The following is a 16,981-nucleotide window of genomic DNA, read 5'->3' as shown; positions in this document are numbered from 1 at the left end:
GCCGCGCGTGAGCAGATTCAACGTCTGTTGCTTGGAGTTATTTCGTGCGCCGTCGCCAGTTAAGCAATCGGGCCTCGACAAGTCCAATCGCAACCGCGGTCAGATATCCCAGCACACCGAGCAGGATCACGCCAGCATAGAGGTCCGGGGCACGAAACGAGCGTGCGGCGAGCAGAATCCAGTTACCGAGTCCATCCCGACCTGCAATCATCTCACATACGATTGACAGGATGAGGGCCACCGTGAGCCCGAGGCGCATACCAGCGAGAATATCCGGGCTCGCCGATGGCAATGCAATCTTGCCGATCACGGCCACTCGCGAAAGTTTTAGCGCTCGCCCGACCTCATAGAGGCGCGGTTCAACCCCCGAAAAACCATGCACGGTGGCAAGGAGCACCGGCCAAAGCGCGCCGAAGGCGATCACGGCAAGCACCATGCCGTCCGACAGGCCGAGTATCGCGATGGCCACGGGAATCGTCGCGGAGGCCGGCAGCGGGCGAAGGAACTCCAGCACCGGCGAAAGATAGACGCGCAGGCGCGGAGAGGTGCCGATGGCGGCGCCTAGAATAATGCCGAGCAAGGAGGCGATCAGCCATCCCCAGAACATCCGCCCCATTGTCGAGAGCAGCTTTCTCCCGAGATCGCCGGTCATGAAGCCTTTCATCAAAGCGCCCCAGGCGCGATCCGGCCCGGGCAGGAAAACGGGGCTGACCAGTTTATATTCCGCCAGCATCTGCCATGCCCAGACGAGGAGAACGGCGATCAGAAAGCTCAATCCGAGCCAGAGCACGCGCCAGGCCTTCATGTAACGGCCTCCACTCGTCCGATGCGACCAAAAAATTTGTTCTGCACCAGCGACAACAGACCGTTCAGCCCCCATCCCACGATACCGATCCAGACCAGATATGCGAGCATAATGGCTGGCTGCAGGGCCTGCTGCGCGATCAGGATGCCGTAGCCCAGTCCGATTGGATTGACGGCGATTTCGACTGTGACGGACACGACAAGCGCAATCGCCGCCGCCAAACGAAATGCGACCATGATGCGCGGCAGCGCTGCGGGCAGCACGATCTTTCGCATCTGGCTCCAGGTCGACAGCCTAAGTGCTCGCGCGACTTCCATCAGTCGCGGCTCGATGCCACCCATTGCCGAGCGAGTCAGGATCATGATCGGCCAAAGGCAGGAGAAGGCGACAATGGCGATCTCCATGCGATAACCGAAGCCAAACAGCAGCATGGCGATCGGCAGAACCGCGACCGACGGAATCGGGCGCACCGCTTCCACAGTCACCTCCATCAGACGATCCACCGTCTCGACCAGACCAAACAGCATGCCGAGTATCAAACCGATCACTCCGCCGAGAAACAGGCCGACACCTGCGGTCACCAGCGTATCACGCGTTGCAGCCAGCAGTGATCCGTCAACCAGGATCCGGACTAGAGCAGCAGCGATGTCGCTCGGTGCAGCAAGCGACAGAGAATCCGATTCACGGGTCCGCATGGCGATTTCCGCCGCAATCAGCAGCGCTCCCGGCACAACGAAACCTTTCCATCGGCTAGCGCTCATGGTTCCGCCTTCTCAATGAAATCGAACAGCGCGCGCCGAAGCCGCAGGAATTCGGGCATTTCGCGGGTCTCGAGTTGATTGCGCGGGCGGGGCAGATCTACCGGCTGGTCGATGCCGATGCGGCCGGGATTAGGCATGAGGCCAATGACCCGGTCGCCGAGATAGACCGCCTCCTCCAGGTCATGGGTCACGAAGAAGACGGTCGTCCCTGTTTCCGCCACCAGCGAGAGCATCTCGTCCTGCAGGCCCTGTCGGGTCATGGCGTCGAGAGCTCCGAACGGTTCGTCCATCAGCAACACGGCCGGCTCCTGGGCCAGACAGCGGGCAATCTGAATGCGCTGCTGCATGCCACCCGACATCTCCCCAGGATATTTATCTTCGTGTCCCGCAAGCCCAACCTTGGTGAGAAGTGGCCCGATGCGGGCCTGCCGCTCGCCACGCGGTACGCCGGCCGCCTCAAGCGCCAGCGAGATATTCGCGGCCGCCGTGCGCCAGGGGAGTAGCGCCTTGGCGTAGTCTTGAAAGACGATCGCCACGTCCTGCCGTGGGGCGGTCAGCGGGGCGCCGAGCAGCCTCACCGTGCCGGCGCTCGGACGCACGAGGCCCCCGGCCATGCGAAGCGCCGTGGTCTTGCCGCAGCCCGAAGGCCCAATGATGCAGACGATTTCGCCGCGGCGGACGTCGAGGCTCAATTCGGAGATGATGACCCGGCCGCCATAGGCAAGGCTCACCCCGTCGAAGCTTATCACCGACTGCACGGCATCTCTGCTTATCGCCGTTGGATTGGCTGTCACGGCCATGTTCATGTTTCCCCTTATGTTTCTGTTCGGCCGTAGACGACATCGAGGGTTTGGGCGAGATGGCTGGCGAGCTCGGCCTCGGCCTTGTCGAACCGCCGCGCCAGAACGACATCGGCAAGCGCCTTGTGGGCTTCCAGGAAAGCATCGTGATGCGGCGCAAGGCGACTCATCATCACCCGTCGGTAGCGATAAGCCTGGTAATACAGATCATCGTGTATTCGCAGCAGGCGCTCCGAGCCGCAGGCTTCGAGCAACGCCCGATGGAAGGCTTTGTGCAGGCGGTCGAACTCCGGAGTTCCTTCCCGCATCGTCTCAGGATCGCGTTCGACGGACCGGACGAGACGGTGGAGAGCCGACAGGATGCCCGCCTCCCATTCATCGCCTCCCTGCTGCATTGAAAGCCGCAGGGCTTCCAGCTCAGTCAGGGTTCGCACGAGCGTGATGTCGGCAAGATCGGCTTTCGAAACACCGGCGACCCGGAAACCTTTTTGGCCGACGGCCGAAATCAATCCTCTCGAGACAAGACGAGACAGACCTTCCCTGAGCGGCGTGGCACCGATGCCGTAACGCTCGGAGAGGGCCTGAATACCGAGGCGTTCCCCGGGCGGCCAGATGCCCGACAGAATATCGTGCTCGACAACCGCCGCGGCGCGCTCGCTCAAGGTATCGGAGGCCGTCGCAGCCTCCCCGAACAGTGGATTGATTTTAGCTTCGATCATTTCTGGATAAGTGTCGCCGTATCCGGCTTTCCCTGCAGCATATTCTGCTCGCTCATGGTGCTGACCCACCAATCAAGTTGTTCCTGATCGATCCCTGGATCCGCAACAGAAAGCTTCATCTTCGAAAGCACGTCCATCGAAATCTTCGTGAAATTGGCGATGGCTTTCCGGCCCTTGTCGGGATACTCGTTGACGATCTTCGCGCCTTCCTGGATGGAGGCCCGGAACGCCTTCAAGGCATCCGGATTCGCATCCGCCCAGACACGAGTGGACGCATAAAGGATCTGCGGTCGGCGCTCCGGCAGCTTTTCGAGGAAATAGCCCGCGATCTTGCCTGTGCCGCTCGCCAGAATGCGCGACATGAACGGCTCGGCCCCGACCACGGCATCCACGGCTCCGGATTTCAGTGCATCGCTCATCGTCGGAAAGGTGACCTCGACGAAATTCACCTGCTTGGGATCGACGCCGTTATCGATCAGCCACTTGGAGAAAAGGACCTGGAGGAAGGCCCCTATACCGGGTGCACCCACCTTCTTGCCAACGAAATCTTTCGGGCCGCTGATCCCGCTTGCCGGCGCGGCGATCACCCCTGCCGAGTCATAGGTACTGTTGGCGGTGGAACTGGCTCCCGCCACCGCGACGAGATCGAGCCCGCCATCGATGGCCTGCAAGAAGACGGACGGCGTCGGCCCCCCGATCTGGATCGAGTCCGAGAGCAGGGCCGCGGGAATGTTGGAATTCAGCCCTATCAGCGTCAGACTGACGTCCAGACCGTTCTTCTTGAAGATGCCCTCCTGCAGCGCCACCGCGGCGGATGCGCAATCCGTCGTCGCCGTGCAGCCGATATTGACCTTCGTCTGCGCCGTAGCATTGTCTGCCCACGCAGCAAGTACCAGTGCCGCTCCGAACGCGGCCCTCGCGAAAACCGTCATTTAAATTCCTCCCAAAATCCCGCTTCCCAATCGGGATGATATCAAATATCGATATAGTCACAAAATATATATGATCGCAAGTCGGAGGAGACTGATGAAACTGGCGACTTTTCGAAACGCGGACGGTTCCCCACGTGTCGGAATCGTGCATGAAGGCGATACGCGCCTGTTCGACTTGACACACGCGGCCGAGCTTCACAGCGACAATGCGCGAAGCTTTTCTTCCATGCTGGCGCTGATCGACGGCGGCGATGGCGCGCTTGAGGAAGCCCGGCGCCTGTTTGCCGAACACGGCGACAACGCCGCGCTCGGGCTGCCGGTCGGTTCGGCCGAATTGCTGGCGCCGCTTCCCGAACCGCGTCAGATGCGCGACGGCATGAGCTACGAAACCCATATACGGCAGTCGAGCCGAGGCATGCGGCGTTTGATGGCCGCGGGCGACAGCGAGGCCATTGCGGCCATAGACGCCGAACCGCTTGCGCCGCTTGCGGATATCTATCGTCAATTGCCGATCTACTACATCACAAACCGGCTGATCGTGGGCGGCCCCGGCGCCACGGTGGCATGGCCCCGTTATTCCAGGGTGATGGACTACGAGCTCGAATACGGCATCGTCGTGGGCAAGACCGCCGCCAATATCAGCGTCGAAGACGCCCGAGACCACATCTTCGGTTACACGATCTTCAACGACTTTTCGGCGCGCGACCAGCAGGGCAAGGAAATGCCGGGCTGGCTCGGCCCGGCCAAGGGCAAAAGCTTCGACGGCGCCAACGTTCTCGGTCCTTGGATCGTGACCCGGGACGAGATACCCGATCCCTATTCGCTGAAGGCTGCCGTCCGAGTGAACGGCGAGGTCCGTTGCGAAAGCACGACGGCTGGCATGCTCTTCAGCTTCGAGCAGATCCTGGCGCATATGTCGCAGGACGAAACCGTCCATGCTGGCGAATTTATCGGCTCGGGCACGATCGGCAACGGATGCGGCCTGGAAACCGGCCACTTCCTGGAGGACGGCGACATCGTCGAGTTGGAGATCGAGAAGATCGGCATCTTGAAGAACAAGGTCGTCCGGCAATTCGCCTGACGCCATATTGCGCGAACGCATCGCCTTGGGAGGAAACAATGGCGCACCGTATCATCGACCTTTCAGTCCCGATTGCCAACGACATCCCGGCCGACCCGCCGATCCAGATTCCGTCCGTGAGCTATATCGACCACGTCCAAAGCCTCGACCAGATCCTGTCCTTCTTTCCAGGGTTGAAGGCCGAGGACCTGCCCGAAGGAGCAGGCTGGGCGGTTGAAAAAGTGGTGCTTTCGACCCACAACGGCACGCATCTTGACGCGCCGTGGCATTACCATCCGACGATGAACCATGGCGAACCGGCCTGGCGTATCGACGAGGTGCCGCTCGAATGGTGCTACCAGCCGGCGGTGAAGCTCGACTTCCGCCATTTTCCCGACGGTTATGTCGCCACGGCGGCCGACGTCGAAGCCGAGCTGAAGCGTATCGGCCACGTGCTGAAGCCCCTGGAAATCGTCGTCGTCAACACATCCGCTGGCATCAAGTTCGGCCAGCCGGACTATGTCGCAAGCGGCTGCGGCATGGGCTATGAAGCGACCATGTACCTTCTGGACCGGGGCGTTCGCGTCACCGGCACGGACGGCTGGAGCTGGGATGCTCCGTTCGTGCATACCGCAAAAAAATATATCGAGACCGGGGATGCATCGCTGATCTGGGAAGGCCACAAGGCCGGCCGGCACACCGGCTATTGCCATATCGAAAAGCTGCACAATCTGGAGGAACTCCCCTCGGCCGGCTTCACGATCAGCTGCTTCCCCGTCAAGATCGAGCGAGCATCCGCCGGCTGGTGCCGCGCGGTAGCGATTATCGATAACTGATACCGGATCGCTTGGGTGCTCGTCGGCCGACGAGGAGCGGAGTTGACGAAGTCCCTTTCGACGCCTCCTACTCACCGCTTATTTTTAAACTCGTCTGGTATTGTGTAGTGCGGAAAGCCTGCATTCCGGTCAGGTTGAAGCACATTATACCTACAGGGTATTATAATAAACCTATTCAGTGTTGGACGATCCTTCGGCCGCGGCGCACATTTGCGTCATGAACACGGTTTTCGCACCCATTGCTCAGAACGCACCCATAGCCCCGGTCATCGACGGGGTGGAAACCTTGCTGATCGACCTGCCGACCATCCGGCCGCACAGGCTCTCCGTCACGACGATGCATGGTCAGAGCCTGATGCTGGTCAAAATCCATTGCAGCGACGGCATCGTTGGCATTGGCGAGGGAACGACGATCGGCGGGCTCTCCTACGGCGGGGAAAGCCCGGAGGGTATGAAACTCGCGATCGATACCTATTTTTAGCCGGCTCTGATGGGCCAGGACGCCACCCGTATACAGCTCCTGATGGCGCGCGTCGGTAAAAGGATCAAGGAAAACCGCTTCGCCAAATGCGCCGTCGAAACGGCACTGCTGGATGCGCACGGCAAGCGTCTCGGCTTGCCGGTCAGCGAACTCCTGGGAGGACGCGTACGCGACCGGTTGCCAGTCGCATGGACACTCGCCTCCGGCGATACGGCCACCGACATAGCCGAGGCCGAGAAGATGCTCGACCTTCGCCGCCACAGGATTTTCAAGCTGAAGATCGGCGCCAGGACGCTCAGCGAAGACATCGCGCATGTCGCGGCGATCAAGCGCGCGCTTGGGGACCGCGGCGCGGTTCGCGTCGACGTCAACATGGCCTGGAGCGAAACCGAAGCGGCCTACGGCATGGCCGCGCTTGCTGATGCGGGCTGCCAGCTGGTCGAACAGCCAGTCGCTTCCGCGGCGGCATTGACGCGGCTCGTGCGCCGCTTTTCCATCGCCCTGATGGCCGATGAATCCCTACAGGGTCCAGAAACCGCTTTCGAGCTCGCGAAGACCAACGGCGTGGATGTCTTCGCCATCAAGATCGAGCAAAGCGGCGGCCTCTTCAATGCGCAGCGCGTCGCGTCCATCGCCGATGCAGCCGGCATCGAACTCTATGGTGGCACCATGCTCGAGGGCGTCGTTGGGACCGCCGCTTCCGCTCACGTCTTTTCCACTTTCGCCAATCTGCAATGGGGAACGGAACTCTTCGGGCCGCTGCTGCTGACCGAGGAAATTCTCGCGACGCCGCTAGACTATGGCGAATTCGAGCTCGCCGTTCCAAATGGGCCAGGCCTCGGCATCGCGCTCGACGATGAGCGCGTGAAATTCTTCCTGCGCGATGGGCCGCGCAAGACCGTCAGCGTCGCTATGTAAAGGATAGGGGTCATGCTTTTTCTCGTGCGAATGGACGTTAACATCCCCTGGGATCTCCCGCAGACCGACGCGGGTGAGATTATCGCTAGAGAGAAGGCCTATTCGCAGGAACTGCAGCGCAGCGGCAAATGGCGGCATATTTGGCGCATTGCCGGCGAATACGCGAACCACAGTATTTTCGATGTGAAGGACAATGAAGAGCTGCATGCGATCCTGAGTGGATTGCCGCTGTTCAAGTTCATGACCATCAAAGTCACGCCGCTTTTGCGGCATCCGTCGTCGATCCGCGACGACGACACCTGAGGCGACGACCCGCAAGAGGGCCTTGCCGCTCGCAGGGTCTTCGAAGCGGCTATCGCAACGATCGGAAAAGAGGAGGAGTACGACATGAGTGTGAGGATTTTTGACAGGCCTGACGTACAGGATTTCCTGAAGGTGCTCAGCGGCCTGACCAATGATGGCGGCAATCCGCGCGTCAAGCAGGTCATCCACCGGCTGGTGTCGGATCTGTTCAGGGCGATTGACGACCTCGGCATCACACCCGACGAATACTGGACGGCGATCGCCTGGCTGAACGAACTCGGCGCGGCCGGCCAGGCCGGCCTCATCTCGCCCGGCCTCGGGCTGGACCATTTTCTCGACGAACGCCTCGATGCCATCGACGACGCGCTCGGCATCAAGAACGAGACGCCGCGCACGATCGAAGGGCCGCTCTATGTGGCCGGCGCGCCGGTCGCGCACGGCTTTGCCCGCCTTGACGACGGCACCGATGCCAACGGCCACACGCTCATCATGCACGGCACCGTCCATGGCGCCGATGGCAAGCCGCTACCCGGCGCAAGCGTCGAGGTATGGCACTGTGATACCCGTGGCTTCTATTCGCATTTCGACCCCACGGGAAAGCAGGCCCCGTTCAACATGCGTCGCACGATCATCGCCGACGTCAACGGCTGTTACAAGTTCCAGAGCATCGTGCCGCATGGCTATGGCGTGCCGCCGGGCAGCCCCACCGAAAAGCTGCTGTCGGCACTCGGCCGCCACGGCCAGCGCCCAGCTCATATCCACTTCTTCATCAGCGCCGACGACCATCGCAAGCTGACGACCCAGATCAACATCGCCGGCGATCCGCTCGTCAATGACGACTTTGCCTATGCGACCAGGGACGGCCTCGTGCCCGAGGTCACCGAACGCACCGACGAGGCCGGTATCAAGGCCAATAATCTCAGTGGCCCCTATGCCGAAATCAAGTTCGACTTCCATCTGACAGCCCTCGTCAACGGCGTCGACAACCAGATCAACGAGCAGCGCAAGCGCGCGGCAGCCTAACCGCATGACGCGGTGGCCGGGACGGCCACCGCCCCTCTCTTCATCATCGACATTGTTGCTAGTGCCGCGCCGAGGCGCCGCGAGCGGGAGAAAAACCATGTCTGCGATCATCGATAAGGCCCGAGATCTCGATCATCTGCTTGCAACCGCGGTGCAGGATGACAAGGAGGCGGGAATATTCCGCTGCCGCCGCGACATCTTCACTAATGAAGACCTGTTCGAGCTGGAGATGAAGCATATCTTCGAGAGCAATTGGGTCTACCTGGCGCATGAAAGCCAGATTCCAGATAACAACGACTATTACACCACCTATATCGGCCGTCAGCCCGTGGTCATAACTCGCGACAAGACTGGAGAGCTGCATGCCGTCATCAATGCCTGTGCTCATCGCGGCGCCATGCTCTGCCGCCGCAAGCATGGCAACAAGGGCAGCTTCACCTGCCCCTTCCACGGCTGGACCTTCTCCAACACCGGCAAGCTGCTGAAGGTCAAGGACGAGAAGACGACGCAATATCCCGAGCAATTCGCAAAGGATGGCTCGCACGATCTCAAGCGGGTGCCGCTTTTCCAGAGCTATCGCGGCTTCCTCTTCGGCAGCCTGAACGGAGACGTTGCCTCACTGGAGCATTATCTCGGCGCAGCCAAGGTCATCATCGACCAGGTCGTGGATCAGGCGCCCGAGGGCCTGGAAGTCCTGCGTGGCAACTCGTCCTACATCTATGACGGAAACTGGAAGCTGCAGATGGAGAACGGTTGCGACGGCTATCACGTCAGCTCCGTCCACTGGAACTACGCCGCCACCATGGGACGGCGCAACGAGGAGGGCACGAAGGCCGTCGATGCCAATGGCTGGAGCAAGTCCATCGCCGGCGTCTACGGTTTCGAGAACGGCCATATCCTGTTGTGGACCCGGGCGATGAACCCGGAGGTCAGGCCGGTCTATAACCGTCGCGACGAGATCGAAACCCGCATGGGCGCCGACAAGGCGGATTTCATCATCAACCAGACCCGCAATCTCTGCCTTTATCCGAATATGTTCCTGATGGACCAGTTCAGCACCCAGATCCGCGTGACCCGCCCCATCAGCGTCGACAAGACAGAGATCAGCATCTTCTGCTTTGCGCCGAAGGGCGAAAGCGAGGCGGATCGCACGCTTCGTATCCGGCAATATGAAGACTTCTTCAATGTATCGGGCATGGGTACCGCAGATGACCTGGAGGAATTCCGAGCCTGCCAGGCCGGTTACGCCGGAACGACGGCACTATGGAATGATCTGTCGCGCGGGGCGCCCCTCTGGATCGACGGCCCGGACGAGAATGCCAGGCGGATGGGCGTGGAGCCGCTGCTGTCAGGGGAACGCAGCGAGGACGAGGGACTGTTCGTCCGCCAGCATGAATATTGGGCGAAGGTGATGCGCGAGGCGCTCGCGGCCGAGAAGGAAGGAGTCCTCTCATGAGCATTTCCTATGACGAGATCCGCGCCTTCCTCTATCGCGAGGCGCGACTGCTCGATGATCGCGAATGGGATGAATGGTTGACCTGCTATGCACCGGATGTCGAATACTGGATGCCGGCCTGGGATGATGACGATCAACTGACCGAGGACCCGGATAGCCAGATATCGCTGATTTTCTATCCAAGCCGGGACGGGCTGGAAGACCGGGTGTTCCGTATCAAGACCGAGCGCTCCGGTGCATCGACGCCTGAACCACGCACCAGCCACAACGTCACCAATGTCGAGGTATTGGCTCGCCGCGAAGCGGAGGTCGACATTCGCTGCAACTTCCACACGCTCAATCACCGCTACAAGGTGACGGACCAGTTCTTCGGAACCATGTTCGTCACCTTGCGCAGGAGCGGCGATCAACTGCTGATCTCAAACAAGAAGATCGTGCTGAAGAATGACTACATCCGCCAGGTCATCGACGTCTATCACATCTGACAGGCATCTCCTGACGGCATTGGAACGCATGAGGAGGCTTCCATGACCAGCTACAACATCGCTTTGAACTTCGAGGACGGCGTTACCCGTTTCATCGGATGCAATAGCGGCGAGAAGGTTCTCGACGCTGCCTATCGCGCCAAGATCAACCTCCCGATGGATTGCTCCGACGGCGTGTGCGGCACGTGCAAGTGCCGCGCTGAAAGCGGCAGCTACGACCTCGGTGATGATTTTATCGACGACGCCCTGACCGCGGACGAGGCGGAAAGCGGTCTGGTGCTCACCTGCCAGATGAGACCGACATCGGATTGCGTTCTTTCAGTGCCCGCGACCTCGCTTGCCTGCAAGACCGGCCATCAGAAGTTCACGGCCACCGTTACCGCAGTGACGCCGCACCTAGATGCTGCGATTGTCCTTGAAATGCGAGTGGATGCGGCATCCTTACCGGCCTTCCTGCCCGGCCAATACGTCAATATCGACGTTACCGGCTATGGTCAGAACCGCTCCTACTCCTTCTCCTCGGCTCCGGGTGATCAGCGCGTCGCCTTTCTCATCAAGCGGATTCCCAACGGTGCGATGAGCGGCTGGCTCGCCGGCGCGAAGCCTGGCGACAAGCTTGACCTGACGGGCCCGCTGGGAAGTTTCTATCTGCGTGAAGTGAAACGTCCCCTGTTGTTTCTTGCTGGCGGGACAGGGCTCGCGCCCTTCCTCTCGATGCTTGAAACGCTCGCTCGCGCCGGCTCTGACCAGTCGATCCATATGATCTATGGGGTGACGCGAGATCTCGATCTCGTTCTCGTCGACGTGATAGAGGCTTATGCCGATCGCCTGCCGAATTTCAGCTTCAGCACCGTCGTCGCCGAAAACACGTCCAGCCACCCGCGCAAAGGTTGGATAACGCAGCATATGCCCGCGGAAGTCCTGCACGGCGGTGATGTCGACGTCTACCTTTGCGGCCCGCCGCCCATGGTCGATGCGGTGCGCAAGCACTTTAATGACAATGGTGTCAGCCCTAGCAGCTTCTACTACGAGAAGTTCACGCCCAATGCGGTTGGGAAAGAGGCGGCATAGCGATGACCACCTATCGAGACCGCTTTGCTCGCAAGGTACTCGTTGTGACGGGCGCGGCGCAAGGCATTGGGCGTGCCGTGGCCATACGCGCCGCCGAAGAAGGTGCTCGCGTCGTGCTGGTGGATCGCGCCGATCTTGTCGGGGAAGTGGCGCGCGAGGCAGGCACGCACGCGGCGTCGTTCATGGCCGATCTGGAGACCTACGAAGGCGCATCGGCTGCGATGCGTTTTGCCGTAGAAACCTTCGGCGGCATCGATGTATTGATTAACAACGTCGGCGGAGCGATCCGAATGCGTCCCTACGAAGCATTCCAGCCGGCGCAGATCGACGCGGAAATACGTCGATCCTTGATGCCGACGCTCTACGGATGCCACGCGGTGATCCCGCATCTGCTGGCGCGCGGCGGCGGCACTATTGTCAACGTATCATCGAATGCCACCCGGGGGATTCATCGCGTGCCCTACTCGGCGGCCAAGGGCGGCATCAATGCCATCACCCAGTCGCTAGCCATGGAGCTGGCTGAACGGAACATCCGTGTCGTGGCGACCGCGCCCGGCGGTACGGAAGCTCCCGCACGGGCTATCCCTCGGAACGCTGAAGGCGACACCGACGAGGAAAAGGCCTGGATGGGCGAGGTCGTCGCGCAGGTAAGGCAATCAAGCTTCATGAAGCGTTATGGCAGCATCGCCGAGCAGGCCGCGCCAATCCTATTTCTGGCGTCCGACGAGGCCTCATACATTACTGGAAGCATACTGCCGGTCGCGGGAGGCGACCTCGGCTGACCTCGTGTTCTTGAATGCGTAGCAACTCGGGAGGAGACAATGTGCGACTTTGGTGTGAATGACACAATAGACAACGCTCCGCTTAGTGCGTTTCAGTGGGCGTTACGTTGATCTAATGTCATTCCTAGACCTACCAACGCACCGCCTGCATTATCGAGTTGACGGTACTACTAGCGAGACCTCCGACAAGGCCTGGCTTATATTTTGCAACTCGCTTGGCACGGACCTGCGCATGTGGGATCGCCAAATTCGCGAACTCGCTGACAGTTTCAGGATTCTGCGCTATGACCGCCGGGGGCACGGGTTGTCATCCGCACCCCCTCGGCCCTATACGCTTGCCGACCTCGGCGGTGATGTGATCTCGCTAATGGACGCTCTCGGTATCCCGCGTGCCCACTTCTGTGGTCTCTCCATCGGTGGCCTGACGGGACAGTGGCTTGGGATCCATCATCGGGCTCGATTCGAGAAAATAATACTTTGCGCAACGGCGGCCAAGATCGGGAGCGCCGAAGGTTGGACAGCGAGGATCGATGACGTCAGAGCCAGCGGCTTGGAGTCTTTGGTGCCCGCCACGGCCGAGCGCTGGTTCACGCCCGAGTTTCGCGCCTCCCACCCCGACGCAACCGCGAGGGTACTTGGCAGCTTTTCGAGGACCTCCAAGGAAGGCTATCTCGGCTGCTGCGAAGCGTTGCGGGATGCAGACCTCCGAGAGGATATTGGCTCGATCTCGAACCCGATCCTCGCTCTGTCCGGTGCCGATGATAGTGTATGTCCGCCGAACGATCTGGAAGCGATAGCAAAGGGGGTGCGCGACGGCCGTCATCTTTGCCTACCAGGCCGACATATTTTAAACGTGGAGAGTCCAGACGCTTTCAATGCGGCGGTTTGTGATTTTTTATGCCGGTAACGGCCGATGCAATCCGGCTGGACGGGCTCGCGATCACCAGCGATAGTCCCAAAAGATGCATCGGGAGGCCAGCGGATGGATCTTCGCCAACTTAGATATTTCGTAACGGTGGCGCGTGAGCGGAACTTCTCACGAGCTGCCGATCTGCTCCATATAGCCCAACCGCCGCTTAGCCGACAAATTCAGCAGCTTGAGGAAGAACTGGGCGTACAACTGATCGATCGCAATCAACGTCCGATCGCGCTGACGGAGGCCGGGCGGTTTCTCTATGAGCAGGCTCGCCATATCCTCGTACGGACTGAGCATATTATTGATCAGACCCGCAAGATCGGCAGCTCGCAGCGCGAGCGGTTTGTTATCGGATGCGTGGGCTCAACGCTTTACGGCGGCATTCCTGATCTGGTTCGGCGTATGAGGCAGGTCTGGCCCGATCTTGATATCGAAATTCGGGAGATGATGTCGACGGAGCAGGTCAGCGCTTTGAAGGAGCGACGTATTGATCTCGGCTTCGGTAGGGTCAGGTTCAACGATAGGGAGGTCGAACGTCTTACGCTTCGCGAAGAGCGCCTTGTCGCAGCGATACCCAAGTTTCACCCCTTGTCTGTTTCCGAAGAGCCAATTGACCTTGCCTCGCTCTCGCAGGAAATTGTCATTCTTTATCCTTCTGTGCCGCGGCCGAGTTTCGCCGACGAAGTTCTATCTCTGTTTACAGAGTTCGGAATTGGAATCTCGAAGGTCGAGGAGGTTCGCGACATCCAGGGTGCGCTAGGCATGGTCGCCGCCGGCGCCGGAGTCTGTCTCATCCCGGCTGCATCTCAACGGCAGCGGCCAGATGACGTGTGCTATCGGACAATCGCGGAGGAAAGAGCGACCTCCCCGGTGATCATGAGCTATCGGCACAATGAGCCCAACGCCCGGATCGAGCAAATCAAGCGTTTGATCCGCGAGATGTACGCCGACAATCCTCCTTGGCTCCAATTGTCCAATGTGAAACTTGACGGCAAAGGTGAGTAATTCGATAAAATGCTTGCGTTTATGCTCGATCTTGGGCGCAATTAAGCGTGCTTTGAGGCCGTGAATTCCGCCGCTCGAGCTACGCGCCGCAATATCTTCTCGAGGGTACCGCGAACGATAAGGACGGCGAGTCCCTGTCCTGCTAGGGTCCATGCGGGACTAAAAGCGCGCGCAATCGATACAATAGCATGTCCAATCATGAGATCGATCACGGACGTGCGAGGCCAAAATTCCGCCGACTCTAGTCGAGCCTTAGCTCTTCCTTGGCCGCCTGGTCATCACCAGAGACGACAGGACGGTGCGCGGCTTTTGAGGCGAATAATCCTGGATCCAAGCCATCGGGTGACGACATAGAACTGACCGAACCCGAAAACCGCTTCGAGCTTTCCTGGCACGCCTCCCGCTACCCCTGATTGCCGGCGGTATCGGGATTACCCCGATCTACGGCATGGCAAAAGTACTCGCCTCACGGGCGAAGACGCTCCGGCTGGCCTATGCCGCGAAGACCCGCAACCAGATGGCTTTTCTCGACGAGTTTGCCGCACTGCTTGACGAGCGGCTGCAGGTTTTTGCTGAAGATGACGGCGAAATACCGGATCTCGATGCCGAATTCGCGGCCCTGCCACCAGATGACGAGGCCCATATCTGCGGCCCGCGCGGCCCTCCTGGAAGCGGCGCGCCAGGCTCGGCATAAAGGTGGCCGCTCCATGAGCCGGCTGCGCTGCGAGGTCTTCGGCGATAATGGTCGCTTTGCAGAGCACGCCTTCCATGTCGAAGTCGCGGAGCTCGGTGCTCCTGTTCGGGTTCGGGCCGATCAATCGATGTTAGACGTATGGCTGGAGGCGGGCGTCGGCATGGGTTTTCGATTCCCGATGGAGAATATGGGCACTGTGCCGTCAAGATCGTGGAAACAGATGGCGTGATCGACCATAGAGATGCGTTCTTTTCCGAAGCCGAGCGGCAGGAAAATTCACGCATGTGCGCCTGCGTTTCGAGGGCCTCCGGCGGACGGATCGTCACCCCCGCCGGCTTGAGCCCTAACCCCGGAAAATTCCAGCGCCCGCTGGCCCAAATTCGGGGAGCACTTCAGATCATGTGGCAGCGGATCGGTTTCCTTGCGACTGGTCAAATCCATCAACAGCCCAACATCCAGCGAGAGGGTGAAATGACGCCCGTTCCTGTTCCAGAGATCGATCGTTCCCAGGCTCGAATATCCAAAAGCGGCGAAATCCTTACTTTGTAGGTTTGGCGCTTCGGCTAATATAACTGCGAGAAAATCGTCAAACATGAACGGCATGCACAACCAATAATTACGGTCTGCGTAATACCCGACAACGTGCTTCGCCCAGAAAGCTATCAAATCCGCCGGAAGCCTGTCGTGGGGCCTTATTGGCCCCTGCTTCCAAAATCCGCTTCGCCTGTCGCGGCTCTCCTCGCGTTGCAAGAAATTCGACGGCTGACATATGACCTCGCTAAATTGCTCGCGCCAATGTCTATTCGGCGTTGGTAGCCGGTTCTCGTTCTTGCGACTTTCAGGCCTATCGAGGCAACAATTAGATGTCCGGATGCTTGATCCGCTCCCAAGCCTGACCGTCAAATCGGAAAATATCCTTTGACGCAACTACCCATAAAACATCTCCAGCGGATTGTGCGAAGAATGGCCCATTGTCAATGGATGCAGGATCATCGCGGCTGCTGAGGCGAGGCAGGGGCGGCTGGAATCGGCGAAATTCGCCACTGCTTGGATCAAGCTCGTAAAGGCCGCCTGGCCTAACGCTTGCAGGCAAGACGAGCTTACCACGATAGGGTGTAATTGAATGAAACAGGTTCAGTCGTGTATCCGCATTTACAGGAGCGAAACCGCGATTGCGGCTTCCGTGTAGAATAACGCCCTCACGACCGCAAATCCAAACGCTCTCGGCGTTTTCAATATGAATGCCCGTCAGCGCGGCTTCAGTCAGCGGAACGTTAAGTTCATGAAGCTCGCGACCGTCCCAGAAGCAAAGAATGGGCTTTGTTCGCTCAGTCCCACACGCATAGATGGCGTCTTCAGAAAGGCCTTTTATATCGTAGAAGACTACCTGGCGGGCCACTGGATTTAGTGCTCGTTTCTGTACCCATTCAAACCACGCAGGCGTCATCGCCTCCGGCTCTTCATTTGCCAAATTGCTTTCGTCAGCAACGCGATCATAGAGTACTCTGTCAGTCAGCAGTTTCCAGTCATCGCGGCCGTGACGCACGTAAACCTGCCCGCCTGCGCCGCAAGCATAAAGCCGCTCGCCAATCTGGGAGATTTTCAAAGTCTTGCCGTAAAACTTGGAATCATCCGCCGTTGTGCCTGCGCCGACGATCCGCTCCTGAATTCTTTCCGGCGAAGCGAAGTGATAAACATCACCTTCCGCCGACAATAGAGCGAAATAAGACTGAGATGAATTGTGGTCAGTAAAATAGACGACATCCTGAACGCTGAGCGGGAAATTTTCGTAGTACCAATATTCGCCAAGATCGGCCCGATGGCGGTACTGGTAGGCGCGCGCGTCAGGTTGGTAGATCTCGGAATTCCCTACCACCGTTATAACGGAAACTACGTTGTCCGATGCTGCGCACGCTCGTGATAATGTTATCATG

19 protein-coding genes and 1 pseudogene are annotated in these 16,981 nt (G+C 59.5%); 13 read left to right on the top strand and 7 right to left on the bottom strand.

What is annotated here, in order from left to right:
• Positions 1-37 precede the first annotated feature (37 nt).
• From AC13RC_RS20930 to AC13RC_RS20910, 5 genes are read right to left on the bottom strand one after another with little or no spacing between them, the layout of a single operon-like run.
• A complete protein-coding gene (locus AC13RC_RS20930; RefSeq protein ID WP_488558329.1) occupies positions 38-805 on the bottom strand; it encodes an ABC transporter permease in 768 nt (255 codons plus the stop codon).
• Positions 802-1,566 (bottom strand): ABC transporter permease, encoded by a 765-nt coding sequence (locus AC13RC_RS20925; RefSeq protein WP_488558328.1) that lies wholly within the window; start codon positions 1,564-1,566, stop codon positions 802-804. Before AC13RC_RS20925 ends, AC13RC_RS20930 begins: the two co-directional genes overlap by 4 nt.
• Positions 1,563-2,366 (bottom strand): ABC transporter ATP-binding protein, encoded by an 804-nt coding sequence (locus AC13RC_RS20920; RefSeq protein ID WP_488558327.1) that lies wholly within the window; start codon positions 2,364-2,366, stop codon positions 1,563-1,565. The genes AC13RC_RS20925 and AC13RC_RS20920 overlap by 4 nt, the downstream gene beginning before the upstream one ends.
• A 14-nt stretch (positions 2,367-2,380) precedes the next feature.
• On the bottom strand, positions 2,381-3,085 hold the full coding sequence (locus AC13RC_RS20915) for a GntR family transcriptional regulator (RefSeq protein ID WP_113352186.1): 705 nt from the start codon (positions 3,083-3,085) through the stop codon (positions 2,381-2,383).
• Entirely contained in the window at positions 3,082-4,017 is a 936-nt protein-coding gene (locus AC13RC_RS20910; protein WP_113390685.1) for an ABC transporter substrate-binding protein, read from the bottom strand. The genes AC13RC_RS20915 and AC13RC_RS20910 overlap by 4 nt, the downstream gene beginning before the upstream one ends.
• A gap of 94 nt (positions 4,018-4,111) precedes the next feature.
• On the opposite strand from AC13RC_RS20910, the gene AC13RC_RS20905 reads away from it, so the two are divergent.
• The 13 genes and pseudogenes from AC13RC_RS20905 (at position 4,112) to AC13RC_RS20845 (ending at position 15,276) form a co-directional block, all read left to right on the top strand.
• Complete coding sequence (locus AC13RC_RS20905; protein WP_488558326.1) at positions 4,112-5,098, top strand: fumarylacetoacetate hydrolase family protein; 987 nt, start codon at positions 4,112-4,114, stop codon at positions 5,096-5,098.
• A 38-nt stretch (positions 5,099-5,136) separates the two neighbouring features.
• A complete protein-coding gene (locus tag AC13RC_RS20900) occupies positions 5,137-5,913 on the top strand; it encodes a cyclase family protein (protein WP_113352189.1) in 777 nt (258 codons plus the stop codon).
• 217 nt (positions 5,914-6,130) lie between these two features.
• Positions 6,131-7,312: pseudogene (locus AC13RC_RS20895) on the top strand (muconate/chloromuconate family cycloisomerase).
• 12 nt (positions 7,313-7,324) lie between these two features.
• Positions 7,325-7,615 (top strand): muconolactone Delta-isomerase, encoded by a 291-nt coding sequence (catC, locus tag AC13RC_RS20890; RefSeq protein ID WP_113352191.1) that lies wholly within the window; start codon positions 7,325-7,327, stop codon positions 7,613-7,615.
• 84 nt (positions 7,616-7,699) lie between these two features.
• A complete protein-coding gene (catA, locus tag AC13RC_RS20885) occupies positions 7,700-8,638 on the top strand; it encodes a catechol 1,2-dioxygenase (protein WP_488558325.1) in 939 nt (312 codons plus the stop codon).
• 97 nt (positions 8,639-8,735) lie between these two features.
• Positions 8,736-10,094: a Rieske 2Fe-2S domain-containing protein gene (locus AC13RC_RS20880; protein WP_488558324.1), complete on the top strand. Its 1,359-nt coding sequence runs from the start codon at positions 8,736-8,738 to the stop codon at positions 10,092-10,094.
• Positions 10,091-10,579 (top strand): benzoate 1,2-dioxygenase small subunit, encoded by a 489-nt coding sequence (gene benB, locus AC13RC_RS20875; protein ID WP_113352194.1) that lies wholly within the window; start codon positions 10,091-10,093, stop codon positions 10,577-10,579. The genes AC13RC_RS20880 and benB overlap by 4 nt, the downstream gene beginning before the upstream one ends.
• Before the next feature lie 42 nt (positions 10,580-10,621).
• Positions 10,622-11,650, top strand: a complete 1,029-nt coding sequence (gene benC / locus AC13RC_RS20870) for a benzoate 1,2-dioxygenase electron transfer component BenC (RefSeq protein ID WP_488558323.1) — start codon at positions 10,622-10,624, stop codon at positions 11,648-11,650.
• A 2-nt stretch (positions 11,651-11,652) separates the two neighbouring features.
• Positions 11,653-12,432, top strand: coding sequence for a benzoate diol dehydrogenase BenD (benD, locus tag AC13RC_RS20865; protein ID WP_113420277.1), 780 nt, complete (start codon positions 11,653-11,655; stop codon positions 12,430-12,432).
• Positions 12,433-12,547: 115 nt separating this feature from the next.
• Positions 12,548-13,339 carry a 3-oxoadipate enol-lactonase gene (pcaD, locus tag AC13RC_RS20860; RefSeq protein ID WP_488558322.1) on the top strand — a complete coding sequence of 264 codons (792 nt, stop codon included), beginning with the start codon at positions 12,548-12,550 and terminating at the stop codon, positions 13,337-13,339.
• Positions 13,340-13,414: 75 nt separating this feature from the next.
• Positions 13,415-14,353: a LysR family transcriptional regulator gene (locus AC13RC_RS20855; RefSeq protein ID WP_488558321.1), complete on the top strand. Its 939-nt coding sequence runs from the start codon at positions 13,415-13,417 to the stop codon at positions 14,351-14,353.
• Positions 14,354-14,741: 388 nt separating this feature from the next.
• The gene (locus AC13RC_RS20850; RefSeq protein ID WP_488558349.1) at positions 14,742-15,047 is read left to right on the top strand and encodes a ferredoxin reductase domain-containing protein; all 306 of its coding nucleotides are present in this window, start codon (positions 14,742-14,744) and stop codon (positions 15,045-15,047) included.
• 13 nt (positions 15,048-15,060) lie between these two features.
• A complete protein-coding gene (locus AC13RC_RS20845) occupies positions 15,061-15,276 on the top strand; it encodes a hypothetical protein (RefSeq protein WP_113390690.1) in 216 nt (71 codons plus the stop codon).
• Positions 15,277-15,323: 47 nt separating this feature from the next.
• Here AC13RC_RS20845 and AC13RC_RS20840 read toward each other — a convergent pair whose 3' ends face one another.
• Positions 15,324-15,713 (bottom strand): GAD-like domain-containing protein, encoded by a 390-nt coding sequence (locus AC13RC_RS20840; RefSeq protein WP_488558320.1) that lies wholly within the window; start codon positions 15,711-15,713, stop codon positions 15,324-15,326.
• Between the two features lie 193 nt (positions 15,714-15,906).
• Positions 15,907-16,980, bottom strand: coding sequence for a hypothetical protein (locus AC13RC_RS20835; RefSeq protein ID WP_488558319.1), 1,074 nt, complete (start codon positions 16,978-16,980; stop codon positions 15,907-15,909).
• Between the last annotated feature and the right edge of the window lies 1 nt (position 16,981).

Source organism: Martinezella sp. CNPSo 3890 (genome assembly GCF_057784455.1).
The sequence above is the reverse complement of the archived record's forward strand: the minus strand, read 5'-3'. Positions and strand labels throughout refer to the sequence as shown.